17 protein-coding genes are annotated in these 18941 nt (G+C 71.5%); 12 read left to right on the forward strand and 5 right to left on the reverse strand.

The annotated features are described in order from the left end of the window. The first annotated feature begins 137 nt into the window (after positions 1–137). Positions 138–1325 (forward strand): saccharopine dehydrogenase family protein, encoded by a 1188-nt coding sequence (locus ACWGI6_RS12395; RefSeq protein ID WP_453267439.1) that lies wholly within the window; start codon positions 138–140, stop codon positions 1323–1325. Between the two features lie 48 nt (positions 1326–1373). Here the strand turns inward: ACWGI6_RS12395 and ACWGI6_RS12400 are convergent, their stop codons facing one another. Further along, positions 1374–2078 carry an endonuclease V gene (locus ACWGI6_RS12400; RefSeq protein WP_453267440.1) on the reverse strand — a complete coding sequence of 235 codons (705 nt, stop codon included), beginning with the start codon at positions 2076–2078 and terminating at the stop codon, positions 1374–1376. 219 nt (positions 2079–2297) lie between these two features. Here ACWGI6_RS12400 and ACWGI6_RS12405 point away from each other — a divergent pair, with 219 nt between their 5' ends. Continuing rightward, positions 2298–3719, forward strand: a complete 1422-nt coding sequence (locus ACWGI6_RS12405) for an amidase (protein WP_453267441.1) — start codon at positions 2298–2300, stop codon at positions 3717–3719. 169 nt (positions 3720–3888) lie between these two features. After that, the gene (locus tag ACWGI6_RS12410; RefSeq protein WP_453267442.1) at positions 3889–4188 is read left to right on the forward strand and encodes a YciI family protein; all 300 of its coding nucleotides are present in this window, start codon (positions 3889–3891) and stop codon (positions 4186–4188) included. Between the two features lie 80 nt (positions 4189–4268). On the opposite strand, the gene ACWGI6_RS12415 is transcribed toward ACWGI6_RS12410, so the two are convergent. Further along, positions 4269–5729 (reverse strand): sugar porter family MFS transporter, encoded by a 1461-nt coding sequence (locus tag ACWGI6_RS12415; protein ID WP_453267443.1) that lies wholly within the window; start codon positions 5727–5729, stop codon positions 4269–4271. A 346-nt stretch (positions 5730–6075) separates the two neighbouring features. Between ACWGI6_RS12415 and ACWGI6_RS12420 the strand changes: the two genes are divergently transcribed. The 4 genes from ACWGI6_RS12420 (at position 6076) to ACWGI6_RS12435 (ending at position 9750) form a co-directional block, all read left to right on the forward strand. Beyond that, on the forward strand, positions 6076–6981 hold the full coding sequence (locus ACWGI6_RS12420; RefSeq protein WP_453267444.1) for an SIS domain-containing protein: 906 nt from the start codon (positions 6076–6078) through the stop codon (positions 6979–6981). Positions 6982–7035: 54 nt separating this feature from the next. Then, entirely contained in the window at positions 7036–7917 is an 882-nt protein-coding gene (locus ACWGI6_RS12425) for a class II fructose-bisphosphate aldolase (RefSeq protein ID WP_453267445.1), read from the forward strand. Between the two features lie 128 nt (positions 7918–8045). Further along, entirely contained in the window at positions 8046–8849 is an 804-nt protein-coding gene (locus ACWGI6_RS12430; RefSeq protein ID WP_453267446.1) for a DeoR/GlpR family DNA-binding transcription regulator, read from the forward strand. Positions 8850–9438: 589 nt separating this feature from the next. Then, positions 9439–9750, forward strand: coding sequence for a hypothetical protein (locus ACWGI6_RS12435; RefSeq protein ID WP_453267447.1), 312 nt, complete (start codon positions 9439–9441; stop codon positions 9748–9750). Between the two features lie 66 nt (positions 9751–9816). Here the strand turns inward: ACWGI6_RS12435 and ACWGI6_RS12440 are convergent, their stop codons facing one another. Then, on the reverse strand, positions 9817–10434 hold the full coding sequence (locus ACWGI6_RS12440; RefSeq protein WP_393907805.1) for a TetR/AcrR family transcriptional regulator: 618 nt from the start codon (positions 10432–10434) through the stop codon (positions 9817–9819). A gap of 475 nt (positions 10435–10909) precedes the next feature. Here ACWGI6_RS12440 and ACWGI6_RS12445 point away from each other — a divergent pair, with 475 nt between their 5' ends. Together ACWGI6_RS12445 and ACWGI6_RS12450 are read left to right on the forward strand one after the other, a co-directional pair. Then, complete coding sequence (locus ACWGI6_RS12445; protein WP_453267448.1) at positions 10910–12619, forward strand: FUSC family protein; 1710 nt, start codon at positions 10910–10912, stop codon at positions 12617–12619. Between the two features lie 82 nt (positions 12620–12701). Continuing rightward, entirely contained in the window at positions 12702–13208 is a 507-nt protein-coding gene (locus ACWGI6_RS12450) for a MarR family winged helix-turn-helix transcriptional regulator (protein WP_453267449.1), read from the forward strand. A 421-nt stretch (positions 13209–13629) separates the two neighbouring features. On the opposite strand, the gene ACWGI6_RS12455 is transcribed toward ACWGI6_RS12450, so the two are convergent. Continuing rightward, entirely contained in the window at positions 13630–14700 is a 1071-nt protein-coding gene (locus ACWGI6_RS12455) for a WD40/YVTN/BNR-like repeat-containing protein (RefSeq protein ID WP_453267550.1), read from the reverse strand. A gap of 545 nt (positions 14701–15245) precedes the next feature. Between ACWGI6_RS12455 and ACWGI6_RS12460 the strand changes: the two genes are divergently transcribed. After that, a complete protein-coding gene (locus tag ACWGI6_RS12460) occupies positions 15246–15659 on the forward strand; it encodes an SsgA family sporulation/cell division regulator (RefSeq protein WP_453267450.1) in 414 nt (137 codons plus the stop codon). A 151-nt stretch (positions 15660–15810) separates the two neighbouring features. Here the strand turns inward: ACWGI6_RS12460 and ACWGI6_RS12465 are convergent, their stop codons facing one another. Beyond that, complete coding sequence (locus ACWGI6_RS12465; protein WP_453267451.1) at positions 15811–16473, reverse strand: TetR/AcrR family transcriptional regulator; 663 nt, start codon at positions 16471–16473, stop codon at positions 15811–15813. Between the two features lie 132 nt (positions 16474–16605). Here ACWGI6_RS12465 and ACWGI6_RS12470 point away from each other — a divergent pair, with 132 nt between their 5' ends. Next, positions 16606–17124 (forward strand): PH domain-containing protein, encoded by a 519-nt coding sequence (locus ACWGI6_RS12470; protein WP_393907883.1) that lies wholly within the window; start codon positions 16606–16608, stop codon positions 17122–17124. Continuing rightward, complete coding sequence (locus tag ACWGI6_RS12475) at positions 17121–18770, forward strand: PH domain-containing protein (protein WP_453267452.1); 1650 nt, start codon at positions 17121–17123, stop codon at positions 18768–18770. The genes ACWGI6_RS12470 and ACWGI6_RS12475 overlap by 4 nt, the downstream gene beginning before the upstream one ends. Positions 18771–18941 lie beyond the last annotated feature (171 nt).

Here is an 18941-nt window from a genome sequence, read left to right on the forward strand (position 1 = left end):
CTGTCAAGACTGCACGGCACACTCCATGTCACCCACGGAGCGGCCAAGGGGGCGGCCGTGACCGGTCGTTGACGGGGGCGACGGCGCCTGCCTACAGTCCGGACTCCATGCCCGGTGGGCGGTCGAGAGGACGCACGATGCGACGGCAGGACACCTCCGGACGGGCCCACGACCTCGTCCTCTACGGCGCGACCGGTTTCGCGGGCGCACTCACCGCCGCCTATCTGGCCGAACATGCCCCCGAGGGCTGCCGCTGGGCGCTGGCCGGGCGCAGCACCGCCAAACTGGAGCAGCTGCGCGACCGGCTGACGAAAATCGACCCGGCCTGTGCCGACGTGCCGCTGCTGCGGGCCGACAGCGGCGATCCGGACTCGCTGCGCGCCCTCGCCGCCGGTACCCGGGTGCTGGTGTCGACCGTCGGCCCGTATCTGATCCACGGTGAGCCGCTGGTCGCCGCCTGCGCCGCGGCCGGCACCGACTATGTCGATCTGACCGGTGAGTCGGAGTTCATCGACCGGATGTACGTGCGCCATGACGCGACGGCCCGCGCCTCCGGTGCCCGCCTCGTGCACGCCGGCGGATTCGACTCCGTCCCGCACGACCTGGGGGTCCTCTACACGGTGGGGCTCCTCCCCGAAGGCGTCCCCGTACGCATCGACGGCTTCGTCCGCACCAACGCGACATTTTCCGGCGGCACTCTGGCCTCCGCGCTGACCGCCGCATCGCGGCCGGTCGCCATGGTGCGGGCCGCCCGCGAGCGGCAGCGGACCGAACCGCGACCGGCCGGCCGTACGGTGCGGGCGCCGTTCGGACCGCCCCTCAGGAGCGGTGAAACGCGTACCTGGGGTGTGCCCTTGCCGACCCTCGACCCACAGATCATCGCCCGCTCGGCCGCCGCGCTGGACCGCTATGGACCCGACTTCCGCTATCGCCACTACGCAGGCGTACGGCGGCTGCCGATCGCCGTCGGCGGGGCTCTGGGGGCGGGGGCGCTGTGCGCGCTCGCCCAGGTGCCGCCCGCGCGGCGCTGGTTGTCGCGGCGTCTGGAGCCGGGCGACGGGCCGAGCCCCGAGCGGCGCGCGCGCAGCTGGTTCACGGTGCGCTTCGTCGCCTCCGGCGGCGGCAAACGCCTGGTCACCGAGGTCTCGGGCGGTGACCCCGGCTACGAGGAGACGGCGAAGATGCTCGCCGAGTCGGCACTCAGCCTGGCCTTCGACGACCTGCCGGAGACCGCCGGCCAGGTGACGACCGCGGTCGCCATGGGGGACGCGCTGACGGGCCGCCTCCAGGATGCGGGCATCACGTTCCGCGTCGTCCAGGAGTAGCCCGGCTCCGCGCCCCGACCGCGCGGATCGTCGCCCCGGCCCCGCGGATCAGGCGTCGGCGAGCGCCCTCCGGCACAGCGAGTCCGCGGCCCGGGTCGTCTCGGGAAGCCGGTAGTGCGCTGCCAGGTGGAGGGTCTGCGCGCAGGCGCGGTCGAGGTCGATGCGGTGCCCCACGGAGACGAAGACCGGCTTGACGCCCTTTTGGGTACGCAGCGCACGTCCCACCTCCTCGGCGCCGTCCAGCAGAGGAGAGGTGTCGCCGCGGTCCGGCCCAGGAGCTTCGTACCGGAAGGTGAAGGGGTTCTTGGCGACGCCGATGGTGGGCAGCCCGGTCAGCACCCCCAGATGGCTGGCGAGCCCGAAGCGGCGCGGGTGCGCCAGCCCGTAACCGTCGCAGACCACGAGGTCAGGGGTGCGGGCGAGACGGGCGAGCGCGTCGAGCACGGTGGGAATCTCGCGGAAGGCGAGCAGTCCGGGGACGTACGGGAAGGAGATCTGCCCGACGGCGGTGGCCTCGTCGACGACGGCGCGTGTACGGGCGTCCAGCGCGACGGCGGCAGCGGCGACGACATCGCGCGTGTCGTCGTAGGCGACATCCACCCCGACGACAGTGCCCTCGAACCCTGGCTCCGGGCCGGGTTCATCGAGCCGTACGTAGGGCCGCAACCGGTCCTGGACGGCGCGCGCCTGGTCTTCGTCGGCCGGCCAGTGCCGCAGTTCGTCGTCGCAGGAGATCATTCCGGGAGTGTCCATGGTGACGACCACGCTACCGAACCCGTGATCGAGCCCCGGCCGGTCGGACGGACCGGCTCACGACTCACTGTCAGTGGCGCTGGGTACCTTGGAGAGCATGAACCCGGACCCCGCTGACCACGCAGTCGGTGCCGCCGAAGCGGGCGGGGGCGGGCCCCGAGCGGCCCCCTCGTTCACCGCCACCGGTAGCTCGCTTCCCTGAAACCTCCAGAGGTCTTCATGTCCGACGCGCTCCACCAACTCGATGCCATCGACCTCGCCGCCCGGTTGCGCCGCCGCGACATCTCCGCGCGGGAGGTCGTACGGGCTCATCTGGACCGCGTCGAACAGGTCAATCCGGCCGTCAACGCCCTGGTCACCCTCGACCCCGAGGGCGCGCTCGCCGCGGCCTCGCGCGCCGACGAACGCCTCGCCCGGGGCGCCCTCGTCCCTCCTCTGCACGGACTCCCGATCGCGTTCAAGGACACTCACCTCACCCGCGGAATGCGCACCACACACGGCTCACCGCTCTTCGCCGACCACATTCCCGACGAGGACGACCTGCTGGTCGACAGGCTGCAGCGGGCCGGCGCCATCCGCCTCGGCAAGACCAACGTGCCCGAGTTCGCCGCCGGTTCGCACACCTTCAACCCGGTCTTCGGCACCACCCGCAATCCGTACGACACCACACGTTCGGCGGGCGGCAGCAGCGGAGGCGCCGCCGCGGCACTCGCCGCCGGGCTGCAACCCCTCGCCGACGGCAGTGACATGGGCGGCTCACTGCGCAACCCTGCGTCCTTCTGCAATGTCGTCGGGCTGCGGCCGACGCCGGGCCGCGTCCCCCGGCATCCCGGCGGCAACCTCTGGGACACCCTGTCGGTCCCCGGCCCGATGGGGCGGACCGTCGCCGACACCGCGCTGTTGCTGTCGGCGATGGCCGGTCCGGATCCGCGCTGCCCGATCAGTCTGGAGACCCCCGGCGAGGCGTTCCGCGTGCCGCTCGAGCGCGCGTTGCGCGGCCTGCGTGTCGCCTGGACGCCCGATCTCGGGGGCTGCGCTCCCGCCGACGCGGACGTACTCGCCGTACTGGAGCCCCAGTTGAGGGTCCTGGAGGAGCTCGGCTGCCGTGTCGACACCGCCTGCCCGGATCTCACAGGGGCCGACGAAACCTTTCGTACGCTGCGGGCGCACAGCTTCGACCTCGCGCTCGGCGACCTGCTCGACTCCGACCGGCAGGCCCTCAAGCCCAGCATCGTCCAGAACATCGAGCAGGGCCGCCGGCTGAGCGTGGCCGACCTCAACACGGCCACCGCGAACCGCAGTCGGCTGTACCTCGGCATACTGGACTTCTTCTCCCGGTACGACCTGCTCCTCGCCCCGGTCAGCCAAGTGACGCCGTTCGATGCGGAGCTGGAGTATCCGCGGGAGGTAGCGGGCCGGCCCACACACTCGTATCTTGACTGGATGCGGTCCGCCTACCTCATCTCCGTCCTCGGCGTACCCGCCCTTTCGGTACCCGCGGGATTCACCCCGGGCGGGCTGCCCGTGGGGCTGCAGTTTGTCGGTGCGCCGCGCGCGGATCTCGCCGTCCTCCGGGCCGGGCACGCGTACGAGAGCGCGACGCGGCACGGGCGGCGCCGCCCGGACCTGTCCACGGCCTGATCTTCCCGACGTCCTGGCCCTTGTGTTCGCGGCACTCCAGGACCTCGGGACGTTTCCGGAGCGGATCGCCGCATCAGCCGGAGAGGCACGTCGCCCATCCCCCTGGCCTGCGCATTCCTCTCCAGGAGTAGGTGACGCGCCCACCTGATGCCTCGTCTATATTGCAGCTATGTTCGTACTGGAACTGACCTACACGGCGCCACTCGAACGCGTCGACGCCGTCCTTCAGGAGCACGTGGAGTGGCTGCAGAAGGAGTACGCCGCCGGGCATTTCATCGCCGCCGGCCGTAAGGTCCCGCGTGACGGGGGCGTGATTCTCGCCGCCGGGCCGGACCGTGCGACCGTCGAGCGGATGGTGGCCCAGGACCCGTTCACCCTCGCCGGGGTGTGCGAGTACCGGATCACGGAGTTCGTGGCGACGACGACCGCCCCGGCTCTGGAGCAGTACCGGGAACAGCTGCCGTCCTGAGGAATCGTCCCCGCCGGCCTGAGGGGCGGGCGGAGCACTCGTAGCTGTCCGTCAGCTCAGCGATCGTTCCCGCCCCGGCACTACGAAGTCGTCGTCGGCGGCACCGCTGAACCACTGAGCTGGCCGGAGCTTACGGGAGCGGGCGGCGCGGGCCAGCGTCCCCCATTGCGCCAGTAGTCCTGGATTTCCTCCAGCTGACGCCCCTTGGTCTCGGGCGCGGTGGCGGCGGCGAAGACCAGTGCGACCAGCGCGAGGACGCCGAGGCCCGCGAATGTCCGGGCCGCACCCGCCCAGGTCATCAGGGAGGGGAAGAACTGGGCGATCAGGAGATTGGCGACCAGGTCGGCGGTGAGCATTACCGAGGCCCCCGTCGAGCGCAGCTGGGCGGGGAAGGCCTCGCTCGCATAGACCCAGATCAGCGATCCGAAGCCGAAGTTGAAGGCCGCGGTGAACAGCAGAATGGCGGCGAAGCCCACCCAGGTCGTGGCGCCGTGCAGCTCGCCCCTGGCGAAGACCGCGGTCAGGACGGCGAGCATCGCGACCATCGTGCCGATTCCGCACAGCAGCACCACCCGGCGGCCGATCCGGTCGATGATGAGGATGGCGAGCACGGTCGCGGCCAGTGAGGCGAGCTGGACGAAGGACGGCAGCAGGAAGTTCTGGCCGTTGCCGGTGAAGCCCATCTCCTCGAAGATCTGCGGGCTGTAGTACGTCACGGCATTGATGCCGGTGATCTGGCAGAAGAACCCGAGGCCGACGACGAAGAGTGCGGCACGGGCGTACGGCTTGCGCAGCAGGGAGCGCGCCGATCCGCCGCTCTCCTCGGCGAGCACGGATGCCACGACGGCGACCTCCCCGCGCGGATCGACGTCCGGATCGGTCATGGCCATGACCTCGACGGCTCGTTCCGTTTGCCCCTTGAGGACGTACCAGCGCGGGGTGTCCGGCAGCTTGAGCAACGGGATCAGGACGAGTGCGGCGGGGATCGCGGAGAGGCCGAGCATCCAGCGCCAGTGGCCGCCGCCGGACAGGCCCCAGTTGACGAAATATGTGATGACGATGCCCGCGACCGTGGCCACTTGGTACGCGGCGACGGAGGCTCCGCGGATACGTGCCGGGGTCGATTCGGCGACATAGAGCGGGGCGGCGACGATCGAGATGCCGATGGCGATGCCGAGCAGGAAGCGGACGATGTCCAGCACGACGACGTTGGGCGCGAAGGCGGAGAGCGCGACGAATACGGCGTACGAGCCGGCCACGATCAGCATCGCCGCCCTGCGGCCCAGCGCGTCGGCGAGTTTGCCGCCGATCAGCGCGCCCAGGATGGAGCCGAACACCAAGACGCTGTTGACCAGGCCCTTTTCGGCCTCGGTGAGATGAAAGTCCTTGCTCAGGAACACCAGGGCACCGGAGATGCTGCCGGTGTCGTAGCCGTAGATGACGCCGACGACGGCGCCGGTGAGCGCGAACCGCCTGCCGGTGCGGAGCGCGGTCCTGGGTGACGGCGGCGGGGGCGTCGCGGAGAGCGTGGCAATGGACATGGGAAGTCCTTTGTGCGGCGGAGCGGGCCTTACTGCATGACGGAGCTGCGTGACAGAGCTAGTGACTGATCTTGCAAGTATTCGGCGCCTTTCGCGCAGCTGTCAACAGATTCTCGAAGCACTGCCGCCGCCTCGCGGCCACACCACAGCCACTCCACGGCCACCTCCGGCGGGACCGCAACCGCGCTCCTGCCCAGCCACCACCCGACCTCCCCCCCTCTGGAGCAGACACTCGTTCGAGGGATGGAGTCCTGCGAATTTTCTGCGTACAGTCGATTGCAACGAAAGCAAATATTGCAGTTTCACGCAGGACAATGAGCGCAAGCGCATCACGGGAGGGTGGGCCATGAGCGAGATCTCGTACATGGAGCAGGAGCTGCACAGTCAGCCGGAGACCTGGCGGGAGGCCGCGCGGATCGGTGCGGCCGCGGGCCCGCTGCCCAAGGCCGGACAGCGGGTGGCCGTCGTCGGCTGCGGCACCTCATGGTTCATGGCGCAGTCGTATGCGGCGCTGCGCGAGGCGGCCGGACAGGGGGTGACGGATCCCTTCGCGGCCTCCGAGGCGTTCCTCGGCGGCGACCGCGACTATGACGCGGTGGTCGCGATCAGCCGGTCCGGCACCACGACCGAGGTGTTGCGCGTACTCGATGCCGTCAAGGGGCGGATCCCGACGGTGACGGTCATCGGGGACCCCGAGACGCCGGCGGTCGCGGTCTCCGACGAGACGGTCGCGCTTCCTTTCGCCGATGAGAGGTCGGTGGTGCAGACCCGTTTCGCGACGACGGCACTGACGCTGCTGCGTGCGCATCTGGGTGAGGACATCTCCCGAGCGGTGACCGATGCGCAGGAGGCGCTGGCCGCACCGGTGGAGAAGGAATGGGTGGACGCCGAGCAGTTCTCCTTCCTCGGGACGGGCTGGACGTTCGGTCTGGCCAATGAGGCGGCGCTCAAGATGCGGGAGGCATCGCTGAGTTGGACCGAGTCCTACCCCGCGATGGAGTACCGCCATGGTCCGATCGCGATAGCCGCACCCGGCCGGGTGACCTGGCTGTTCGGTCAGGCACCGGACGGCCTGGAGACCGATGTGCTGCGGACCGGTGCGCGCTTTGTGTGCCATGCGCGCGATCCGCTGGCCGATCTGGTGCTGGTCCAGCGGGTGGCACTGGAGCGGGCCCGCGCCCGCGGCCTGGACCCGGACAATCCCCGCAGCCTGACCCGCTCGGTGATGCTCGAAACGCCGGCCGCCTCGTAGACACCCCGCCTCCCCCACCTCAATCAGCCTCGTACGCAAGGGAGTCAGCATCCGATGCCCCTCGTTCCGACCTCATCGATCGTCGACGCCGCGCAGGAGGCACGGGTCGGTGCCGCGGCCTTCAACGTCATCCATCTGGAGACCGCCGAGGCGCTCGTCACCGCCGCCGAGCGCACCGACATCCCGTTGATCCTGCAGATCAGCGAGAACTGCATCCGCTACCACGGCAGCCTGCTGCCCCTCACCCGCGCCACCCTCGCCCTCGCCGAGGGCTCCACGGCCCCGATCGCGGTGCACCTCGACCACATCACCGATGCGGAGCTGGTCCATCAGGGCATCGCCGCCGGGGTGGGCTCCGTCATGGTGGATGCCTCCGCGCTTCCGTACGAAGAGAACGTGGCCACCACCGCCGAACTCACCGCCTGGTGCCATGACCGTGGCGCCTATGTCGAGGCGGAACTCGGCGCGGTCGGCGGCAAGGACGGCGTCCATGCGCCAGGGGTACGCACGGACCCCGACGAGGCCCTGGCCTTTGTCCGCGCGACAGGGGTGGACGCTCTCGCCGTGGCCGTCGGTTCCTCACATGCGATGCACGAGCGCACGGCCGTACTGGACAAGGACCTCATCGCGGCGCTGCACACCGCACTGCCGGTGCCGCTGGTCCTGCACGGCTCATCCGGAGTGCCTGACGACGAGCTGCGGCGAGCCATCGCCGCCGGAATGACGAAGATCAATATCTCCACTCATCTGGTCTCCGTCTTCACCCACTCGATACGGCACACACTGGGAGCCGACCCCTCGCTCGTCGACTCCCGGAAGTACCTCAAGCCCGCCCGGGAGGCGGTGGCCGAGGAAGCGGCGAGACTGCTGGATCTGCTGGGCACTCAGGCGACGGTTCCGGGCCAGTACGTAGCCCAGGCGCCGGCCCGGGGGTGAGACAGGAGCGGGCGGTCACCGCCCCGGCGGCGCTTCGTCACGGCGGTCGGGACGGTCCGCGGCGGTGGAATCACGAGGGCGCCTACGGCGCGTTACCGTGGCCCGCTGAGACGAATTAGGCTCGCGCTATGAAGCGCCATGAACGGATGAACGCACTGCTTGAGCTGCTCGGCGACCGAGGCCGGATGGACGTCGAGGAGGCGGCGACCGAACTGGAGGTCTCGGCCGCCACGATGCGGCGCGACATGGACGCCCTGGCCGAGCAGCAGTTGCTGACCCGCACCCGGGGCGGGGCGGTGCTCAGCTCGGTGGCGTACGACCTACCCATCCGTTACAAGCATGCTCACCGGTCAGAGGAGAAGGAGGCAGTGGCGCAGTCCGCGGCCAAGCTGGTCGAGCGGGGGGATGTGGTCGGGCTGAGCGGTGGCACGACGACCACGGCGATCGCCCGGGTGCTTGCCACCCGTCCGGATTTCGCGGAGGCCGGCCCGCAACCGCATCTGACGATTGTCACCAACTCCCTCAACATCGCCAATGAGCTGGCTGTGCGGCCGCAGATCAAGATCGTGCTCACCGGCGGGGTGGCACACTCGCGATCGTTTGAACTGGTGGGCCCGTTCAGCGAGTTGGTGCTGCAACAGATCTCCATCGATATCGCGTTCATCGGCGCCAACGGCGTGGACCCCGTGATGGGGGCCACGGTGCACGACGAGGCGGAAGCCCGGGTCAACCGCCTCATGGCCGAGCGTGCCCGGCGTGCCGTGGTCGTCGCGGACTCATCGAAGATCGGCGAGCGCTGCTTCGCCCGGGTCGGCGACGCGGATGTCTTCGACACGTTCATCACGGACAACGGAGCGAAGGAGGCAACCCGCCGTGAATTCGCGGACCGGGGACTGAGAGTGGTGGTGGCACGCCCGTCCGCCGGCGAGTGACATCCGGCCGGCAGCCGAAAGCGACAACCGGCAGCCGACACCGACGGCCGAGAATCGACACCAGGCAGCCGGGTCGGCAGTCGGCAACGGGAGCGGCCTCCGCGCCCCCGCGGGGTAGCCGTCCGGTCCGGCCTGATCCGACCCCAGCCGGCCCGGCCCGCCGGGCCTGTCTCGCCCGACCCGACCCGCTCGCGCCACGATCGGTTTCCGCCCGTCCCGCTCGGCCGGTCGCGCTCGGTCCGTCTGTCACGCCCGGCCCGCTCGGCCCGTCCCGCCCGGTCTGTCCCGCCCGGCCCATCTCGCGCGGTCCGTGCCACTCGGCCGGTTCCGCCCGTCCCGGTTCGGCTTGGCCTGCTCCGCCCAGCCCGGTCGGCTCCCCCCCAGCCCCGTTCGGCTCCCCCAAGCCCCGTTCGGCTCGGCCGGTTCCACCCGGCACGGTCCCGAAAGGGCTGCTCTTGTGTCGCGCTTGTGTCCCTGTGTGGCCCCCGGGGCTGATTTTCCTTGGGCGGGTATGGACAATGGGGAATGAACGTGCGAACCCAGCGTGGGCTTCGCGGGGGAATCCAAGTTTTCCAGCGGGGGAGATTACGTGCGGAAGATCATGGCCATAGCGCTGGCAGCGGTGGCGTGCAGCGCCTCTCTGACAATGACCAGCGCCTCGACCGCGGCGGCGGCCGACCGGGCGCCGCACTGCGTGGTGGTGCGGAAGTACTTCAACAAGGGCCACCAGCGCTACGTCCGCCTGACGAATCTGTGCAGCCAGCGGACCGCATGCTTCACCATCGTCGTCCCGCATCAGCGCGACCCCCACGGCAGCCTCCCGAAGGGTGCGACGAAGGACGTCCGCTACGGCACGACCTGGGCGTCGCGGGCCCTGTACGTGCGGAACACTTCCTGCTGAGCGGCCGCCGGTAGGGCGCTGGAGCTTGACCGGTACGTCCCGGGCTGCGCCCCCTGCCGGGTCGGGTCAGGCGCGTACGGCGATACCGTCCAGCACCATGGAGAGGTACTGGCGGGCGATCTCCTCGGGGCTGTGCTGTCCGCCCGGCCGGTACCAGCTCGCCGCGACCCAGACGGTGTCGCGGACGAAGCGGTAGGTGAGCCGGATGTCGAGGTCGGCTCGGAAGACTCCGTCGGCCACGCCTCGTTCCAGTGTGCCCAGCCAGGCCTTTTCGAACTTCTGCTGGGAGTCGGCGAGATAGCCGAAGCGGGGCTGGACAGCGAGGTGCCTGGACTCCTTCTGGTAGATGGCGACCGCCGCGCGGTGCCGGTCGATCTCCCGGAAGGACTCGGTGACCAGGGCTTCGATGGTCTCTCTGGGGCCGAGCCCGGCGGCGAGTACGGCGTCATAGCCGTCCCACAGCTCGGTCAGGAAGCTGGACAGGATCTCGTCCAGCATCGATTCCTTGGAATCGAAGTGGTAGTAGAGGCTGCCCGCGAGCATCCCCGCCTCGTCCGCGATGCGGCGGACGGTGGTGGCGTTGTAGCCGTGTGCGGCGAATACCTCCGCCGCGATGTTGAGCAGTTCGCGGCGGCGCTCCGGTGACGCGTTCGCGGTCGTCGTCTTCTTCTTGGCGGCTGGCACCTGGCTATTGTGGCCCCCTCTGCCGGCTCCCTCCCGCCCCACGCTGCCGCCCTTGGCCCGGGGCCCTGCCGGCACCCGCACCGCCGCGCCTCCCCTCGTCTCCGCCTCCCCTCGTCTCCGCCTCCTCGCCACCTCCCTCTGCGTCGCCCCGCTCCCGTCCTCTCCGCCGCTCCCCTTTCGCCTTCTTTGCTGCGGGGCCGGCTCCGGCCACAGTCGTCCCTGCACGGCTTGGTTCCGGCTGCCGTCTCCCTTGCACGGCCCGGTTGCCGTCTCCCTTGCACGGAGCCCGGTTGCCGTTCCTTGCGCGGCTCCCTGACCCCCGGGCGCGAGCGGCGCATATTCTGCAAGTAATTTCACGAGTAAAACACCTGCTAAACTTCTTGTCATGGGGAAACATGCCAGGTCGTCCGCGAAAAGCGCGCGCATCGCGCCGGGAAGCGCGGTGCGCGCCAGGCCCTTGCCCATCAGGAGCACCGTGCGACTGCGCCGGCCCGTCGATATCTGGCACAAACCGGCACTCAGCGCGGTGGCGGCGCTGGCGATCCCTGATCTCGCGTTGTGCGCCGTGGGCCGGCTGGATCTGATCCTGTACACCTCGGCCGGGGCGATGTGCGCCCTGTACGCGCACGGTCTGCCGTACGCCGCCCGCGCCCGCACCCTGTTGTGGCTGGTGCTCGGAATGGTCGCCGGCCTCGGCATCGCGCTGACCGCCGCCTCGCTGACCACCTCGACCGCGCTGCTCGTCGTGTTCGCCTCGCTGATGGCCGCGGTCCACAAGATGGTCTGTGATGCCACCCGTATCGGCCCGCCGGGGAATCTCATCCTGACGTTCATCGCCGCCTCGGCCTCCTTCGTGCCGCAGCGCCTCGGCGAGGTGCCCCTGCACATGGCGCTGGCGCTCGGCGCCGGAGGACTCGCCTGGCTGGTCTGCATGGCACCGGCGCTGATACGCCCGCAGGGGCCGGAGCGGATCGCCGTCGCTCGCGCGCTGGAGGCCGCGGTGGGGCTGCTGCGTACGGATCCGGGCTCCGGCGGAGTGGAACCGGCCGGTATGGAGCCCCCCGGTATGGAGCCCCCCGGTGTGGCGCACGCGCGGCATACCGCTGCGGCCGCCGTGAACGTCGCCTGGCACACACTGTTTCTGGTCCCGGCGCGCACCCCGTCGAGGGCCGCCGCGCGGACCGGGCTCGAACGACTGCTGGTGCGGGCCGAGTCGGTGCTGGGGCACGATGCCCGGTCCGCGGCGGGCGAAGCTGCGCGCCTCGGCGCCTGGGCGCGTGAGCTGCGTAGCGGGCGGCCGCTGCCCCGGGTTGTGCTCTCGGGCGCGCAGGCCGAGGAACTGGTGGGCGTCGCTGACGAGGCGCGGGAGCCGCGGCGGCCCGCCCCCGGTCGTCCGCGCGGGGCGCGGGCGGTGCTCGCCCGGCTCGCGCCCGGGTCACCGCTGTTGCCCATAGGCGCGCGGGTCGCCGTCGGGTGTGTGCTGGCGGGCTGGGGATCGATGGCCGTCGGCGTCGGGCACCCGTATTGGGCCGTGGTCACCGCGGCCTCGATCTACCAGGCCAACACCACACTCTCCTGGCAGCGGGCGCTGCAACGGACCCTCGGCAATCTGCTCGGTCTGCTGCTCTACACCGCGCTGCTGCCGCTGATGCACCTCGGGGAGCTCGCGCTGATCGCGCTGGCGCTGGCGCTGGCCTTCCAGTTCGGCGCGGAGGCCTGCATCACCCGTAATTACTGGCTCGGCTCGGTGTGCATCACACCGATGGCGCTGCTGCTGACCGAATTCGGCAATCGGCTGCCGGCCGGCACACTGATCGCCGACCGCTGGATCGACACCGTGATGGGCGCGGCGGTGGGGCTGGCCTGCTGCGTCCTGGTCACCAACCGGCGGGCCGCCGACCGTATCGAGGTCGCCCTCGGGCGGGTTGCGGCCGCGGAGGCCAACGCCTTGCGGCTGCTCGCGGCGGGGACCGCACCCGGTGCGGACGGTGCCCGGGAGACCGGCTGGGCCCGTGACCGGCTGGCCGGGGGGCTGGTCGAGCTCCGCGAAGCCGTGGAGGTGGCGGCCGGCGAGTGGTGGCAGCGCGCCCTTCCCGAGGAGCGGATCGCCCATGCCGAGCAGCAGGGGCACCGCGCGCTGGCCGGGCTCGTCCGGCAGCTCTCGGCACCGGTGCCGGCCGCCTGACCCGCGCGCCCGCCCAGCGCGGCGGCCCGCACCACGGCAGGCACAATTGGGGGCGTACGGCATGGCCGAGAGGAGTGTGCGGGTGACCGAGGACATCGTCGCGGGGGTGCTGCGCCAGTGGCAGCAGGTGCACCCAGGGCTGGACACCGGCCCGATGGCGGTGATCGGGCGGCTCACCCGCTGTTCCGCACTGCTGCAGCAGGCGGCCGATGCTCCACTGCGGACGGCCGGACTCACCCGTCCCGAGTTCGACATCCTCGGCGCCTTGCGCCGGATGGACCGTGAGCTGACCCCCGGGCGGGTGGCCCGCGAGACCTTTGCGTCCGGCGCCGCGGTGACCAAACGCGTACGGCAGCTGGAGGAGCGCGGACTGATCGCCCGCCGCCCCGACGACCGGGACCGCCGCGTCGCACATCTCTCGCTCACCGACGAGGGACGCGAGACCATCGACCGGCTGCTGCCCGAACAGCTGCGGTACGAGGCGGCGCTGCTCGACGGCATCGGCGATCAGCGTCAGGAGGAACTCGCAGCGGCGTTGGGCGAGTTGCTGGTGGTGCTGGAGGGACGGCTCGGCAGCCTGATGGAGTGAGGACGGCGATCCGGGGTGGGAGAGCGGCCCGGTGAGGCGGAGGCTCCGGACGCGGACACAGCGGCCCGGTGGGACGGAGAGCCCCCGCACGCGGGCAGCGGCCCGGTGAAGCGGAACCCCCACACGGCCCACGGCCCGGTGAAGCAGAACCACGTCCGGTGAAGCAGACCCCACACACGGACCGCGCCCCTGAACGCGAACCGCGAACCCGGCTGACGCAGGCCGTCAGCCGGCCCGGAACCTCGTCCGTCCGCCACCCCGGCCTGCCCGGCCCCTTCCTCAGCCCGCTCTTCGACTCACCAGGCTCCCTCGGCCCCTCCCCGGCCCGTCACCGCGCGCCGGGGCCGTTTTGCGCCTGCGCCGTCCGCCGACGTCGCCCGTGCCGTCAGGCCCGACGTCAGGCCCGACGCCAGGCCCGCCGTCACGGCTCCAGCCGTGCGATCCGCCCCTGCTCGCCCGCGGCCCAGCAGCCCAGGTCAGGGGCGCAGTCGACGGTGTCGTACGAGCCCTTGTCGAAGGGGTGCCAGGTGTGGCCGCCGTCGAGCGTCAGATCGCTGCCGGACGGGCCGACCGCCACGGCGAGGCGCCGGGAGTGCGGGAGCCAGGTGGCGCCGGAGCGGTAGGCCTTGGGGGGTTCGGCGGCCGGGTTCCAGGTGACGCCGGCGTCATCGCTGACCGCGGCGGCCCGCGGCGAAGGCTGGTCGGGGCGGTAGTCGCCGCCGACGGCGAGGGCGTGGGTGCGGTCGCGGACGGCGAGCGCGAAGACGCCACGGGCCGGGTCACCCGCCGGTATGGGGGTGTCGGTGACCGACCAGGTGCGGCCGCGGTCGGCGGTGTGCAGAACGCGGGAGGTGGCCGCGCCACCGGTCGCGATCCAGGCATCACGGCCGCCGGCGGAGACCAGGCACTGGCCACTGGCGGCGAACGCGGCTTCGCCCTTCTGGGCCGGCGGCATGCCCTTCGACGGCAGCACGCGCCAACTGCGGCCGCCGTCCGCGGTGGACAGGATGCGGTACTTGCCGTCGACGGGGTCGCTGAGTGCGATGCCGTGCCGGCGGTCGAAGAAGGTCAGGCAGTCGTAGAAGGCACGAGGATCGGTGTTGCGGAAGCTTTCGGTCCAGGTGGCGCCGGCATCGTCGGTGCGGAAGACCCGCGAGGCCTCTCCCTCGCCGATCGCGAGGACGACCGCGCGACGTGCGTCGAGCGCCTCGATGTCGCGGAACTCCAGCGCCCCGGCACCGGGTGGGGAGATGTCGTTCCAGTGCTTGCCGCCGTCGTGGCTGCGCAGCACGGTGCCCGCCGTACCGGCGACCCAGGCGGTCGTACGGCTGACGGCCGCCAGCCCGCGGAAACGGGCGGTGCTACCACTGTCCTTGAGCCGCCAGCCGGCGTGCGGGACGGTGAGCGATGCCGCCGATACCGGCTCGCCGGCTGAAGCCGGTGCCGCCGGGAGCGAATTCGCCCCCGCCGCGGCCGCCGGCCCGGCTGCCATCGCGGCGAGCGCCGCCGCACCGGCGGCCAGCGCCGTCCACGGCCGAGCCCTGCGGGTGCGCAGCGCCCGTCTCATGTCCCTGTCCGAGTCCCCGCACCACAAGCGCCCCGTGCGCCGCAATCGCCCCACCCCGCTCCGGTTGTGGGCTGGAAGCTAGCCCAGCCCGACCACGCCGTCCAGACCACCGTCCACCGCCCACCGCCGCCGACGCCATCGCCCGCCCCGCTCCCCGCGATCGGCAACCGGCAACCGGCAACCGGCAACCGGCAACCGGCAACGAGAAGCATCGGCAACAAGAGCCCTCGGCGGCCCGTGAAGTCGCGATCACGGCGCAGCGACGGCACGCCCAGCATGCCTGACGTCCCATCACCTCAAGCGTCCGACGGCCGATCACTCGCTCCGGGCGCACAAGAAAGAGGGCATATACGCATATTCAAAGGCCCGTGATGCACGTCACGTAGGAATCCAATGCACCTGGTACGACGGCCTACGCGTCCTAGTGACCAAAGGCCCAACGATCCGCACCGAATGCAAGGGAGCCGGCGATGTCCAGCGTCATCGAACAAGCCGTTCAGGCCCGTCTCATCGCGACCGCTCCCCGGTCGCAGGTGATTCCGGCGAGCCTGCGTTATGACCGTGCCGATCCGTTCGCGGTGCGTTTGGTCTTTCCGCCCGCCGCGTCGCTGGACGGGGCGGAGGTGGCGTGGACGTTCGGGCGGGATCTGCTGGAGGAGGGCCTGTACGGGCCGGCCGGGTCGGGCGATGTGCAGATCTGGCCGTACGACGCCGAGGCCGTGGTGGTGGAGTTCCACGCCGTCGGAGGCATGGCGGTGGTGCAGTTCGACACCCAGGAGCTGCGGACCTTCCTGACCCGGTCGTACCAGGTCGTCGCGCAGGGCGATGAGGCGGGACATCTGGATGTCGAGGCCGATCTCGCCGCTCTGTTGCGCGAGGCATAGGCCTCGCCCGTGAGGGCGGAGGTGCGGGCGCCGAGGGTGCGGGGCGCTCCACCGCAGCGGTGGCACCGGTCAGTTCGGGTGCGCGTTCCGCTCACGCCCGCTCCGCCGCCGGTGCCGGGCGGCCACCGGCGGACGAAGGCGGCGCCTGGCCTTACCCGGACGCGGCTGCCGCAGCGGACCCGATGCCGGGCGGCGCCGGTGTGTCCGCCGTCGGGCCCGCCCCGAAGAGATGCGCCAGCTGCAGATCCAGCAGCCGTAGCGCGGTCCCGGGGTCGTGCACACCCAGCAGGACGTAGGTGGCGAGCCCGTCAGCCATGCTGATCAGCAGCATCGCCTCGTCCTCGGTGGCGCGTTCCGGCGGCAGCTCGCCACGGTCCGCGGCCAGCCGCAACTGGTCGGCGAAGAAGGCGCGGAGCTGGGGGATGCCGTTCTCGGCCTCGGCGCGCAGGGTCTCGTCGTGCACGGCGCGGGCGAAGTAGGCGGCGCCGACCAGCAGTCCGGTACGACTCCTGTCATCCAGCGGCAGCATGCCCGACAGGCAGGCGCGCAGTACCTCACGGGGCGTCGGCTCCTCGGTCAGCGCCTCGATGCGGGTGCGGATCCGGTCCGCGGCGAGCCGGTTGATGTGCCGCAGGGCGAAGAGGAGCATCTCGTCCCTGGTGCGGAAGTAGTGCTGCAGCCGGCCGAGCGAGATCCCGGCCTCCGCGGCGACATCGCGCAGGCTCACGCCGTCCAGCCCGCGGGTGCTCGCGATCCGCCAGAGCGCCTCGGAGATCTCCTGGCGCCTGGCTTCGTGGTCCACCTTCTTGGGCACGGATGACCTCCCTCTCCAGTGCGCGATCCCTGTCGCGGCTCCGGCTCGGTTCCCGGCCCGCTTTTACAAGTCGCTTGTACCGTTATAACGTATCGCTACTCAATACGCTTGACTTGGAAACCGGTGACCCTGATGCCCGAGCACGCCGCCCCCCTGCTGCGCCCACCCCGCCATCGAGTCGATCCGCGGGCCCGCCGCTGGTGGACCGTCCAGGCGCTGCTGACACTCAGCGGTCCGATGCTGCTCACCGCACTCGCCATGGCGGTCCTCTCGCTTCTCTTCTTCCCGGGCGCGCTGCCGTGGCTGGGCCCGTTGCTGCTGGTCGTGCTGGTGCTGCCGGCCGTCGGCTATCTCGTGGTCATGCCGCGGTGGCGGTATGCGGTGCACGCCTGGGAGCTGGGCGGGAGCGCGGTCTACGCGGCGGGCGGCTGGTTCTGGCAGAAGCGGCGGATCGCGCCGCTGACCCGGGTGCAGACGGTGGACACCGTGCGCGGGCCCCTGCAACGGCGGTACGGGCTGGCGACGGTGACCGTCACCACCGCCTCGACCGCGGGCGACATCAAGATCGCGGGGCTGTCCGACGCGGACGCCGAGGAGCTGTCCCGACGGATCGGCGAGGCGGCGCAGGACGTACCGGGTGATGCCGCATGAGCGCGCCACGAAAGCCCGAAGTGCCGGGCGTGGACCGTGACATACCGGGTGCGCCTGCCCTCACCCCGTCCGGAACGGCCCAGTGGCGGCGGCTGGATCCGCGCACCCTTCTGGTGCACTGCGGATGGATGGCGGCACCGCTCGGTTCGCTGGCGCTGACGGCGCTGGCCACCGGAGGCCGGATCACCACCGGGGCCTGGATCACGCTCGCCGCCATCGCCGTCTCGTTCGCCGTCGTCACCACGATCGGCCTGATCCGCTGGGCCCGTACGGAGTTCCGTGTCGCCCTCCACGGGAGTCCGGACGCGAGCGCTGCCGACGGCGGCCACGGGCACGCCTCCCTCACCCTCGACATACGCAGCGGGCTGCTGACCCGGCGGCTGCGCAGTGTGCCGCTGCACCGCATCCGCACCGTCGATCTGACCGCGTCACCGCTGCACCGGCTGCTGGGGGTCACCGTGCTGCGGGCCGGCACGGCGGGCTCGGGGGACGGCCGCAGCGAACTGTCGCTGGAGGCACTCACGGTCCCGGAGGCGGAACGGCTGCGCGCCGAACTGCTCGCCCACGCGGACGCCGAGGCGGCCGCGAACGACCCCGTGGTGGCCCGGATCAGCTGGCGCTGGCTGCGGTATGCGCCGCTCACCTTCTGGGTCATCGGCGGGGTGTTCGTGGTGGCCGGTTCGGCCTACCGGGTCCTGGACGGCATCGGCATCAAGGCCTGGAAACTCGGCTTCGTCCAGCGCGCGTTCACCGAGTTCGGCGCAAGCGCCCTCTGGCTGACGGTCCCGGCGGCGCTGCTCGTCATCCTCGCCCTCGGCTCGGTCGGCGCCGTCGCCCTGTACATCGAGAACTGGTGGAACTACTGCCTGGAGTGGACCGACACGCGCACGCTGCGGGTGCACCGTGGCCTGTTCACCACCCGCTCGGTCACCATCGAACGAGCGCGGCTGCGCGGGGTGTTGCTGCGCGAACCGCTGCTGCTGCGGGCCGGCGGCGGGGCGCTGGTGCGCGCGGTGGCGGGCGGTCTGGGCAACCATGAGGAGAACCGCAAGCGCAGCGGGCTGCTGCCCCCGGCGCCCCGCCCGGAGGCGCTGCGGGTGGCCGGCGGCGCCCTGCGGTCGCCCTTCCCGGGGAGCGCGTCGCCGGCGGCGCTGGCACCGCACCCCCATGGCGCCCTTCGCCGGCGCCGGGTGCGCGGACTGCTGTGGGCGGTGCTGCCCGGCACCGCCGTCCTCGCCGGTCTCGGCGCGGCGTTCAGCCCCGTGCTGCTGCACTGCGCCTGGATCTACGCGGTGGCCACCACCGTGTGCGTGTGGTGGCTGGCCCGGGACGCGTACCGCAGTCTGGGGCACGGCGTACACGGCCCGTATCTGGTCGCCCGCTCGGGCACCTTCAGCCGCGACACCCTCGCCCTCCAGCGCGAGGCCATCGCCGCCTGGACGTTCTCGACCTCGCCGTTCACCCGCAGGGCCGGCCTGGTCACGCTCACCGCCGCGGTCGCGGCGGGCGAGGACGGCTATCGCATCCCGGACCTCGCGGCCACCGAGGCCCCGGCGTTCGCCGCGTCGGCGGCCCCGGGGATCCTGGAGGAGTTCCTGAGCCACCCCGGGGCGCCGGATCAGCTTCCGGAACAGCGACTGCCGTAGCGGCAGGGGCACTTCACCCGCGGCCTGCGCTGCGCCTGCCGGCCGGATCGGACGCTGTGCCCGCACCGGTCGCACCCCCTCGCCGGCCCGGCGGTCAGGGAGAGGGACGGCTCCGCACCCGGCTCGCGCGACGGACCGCCGGACAAGCCCTCGACAACATGAGAAACATCA

It is taken from the genome of Streptomyces sp. NPDC054786 (genome assembly GCF_053611685.1).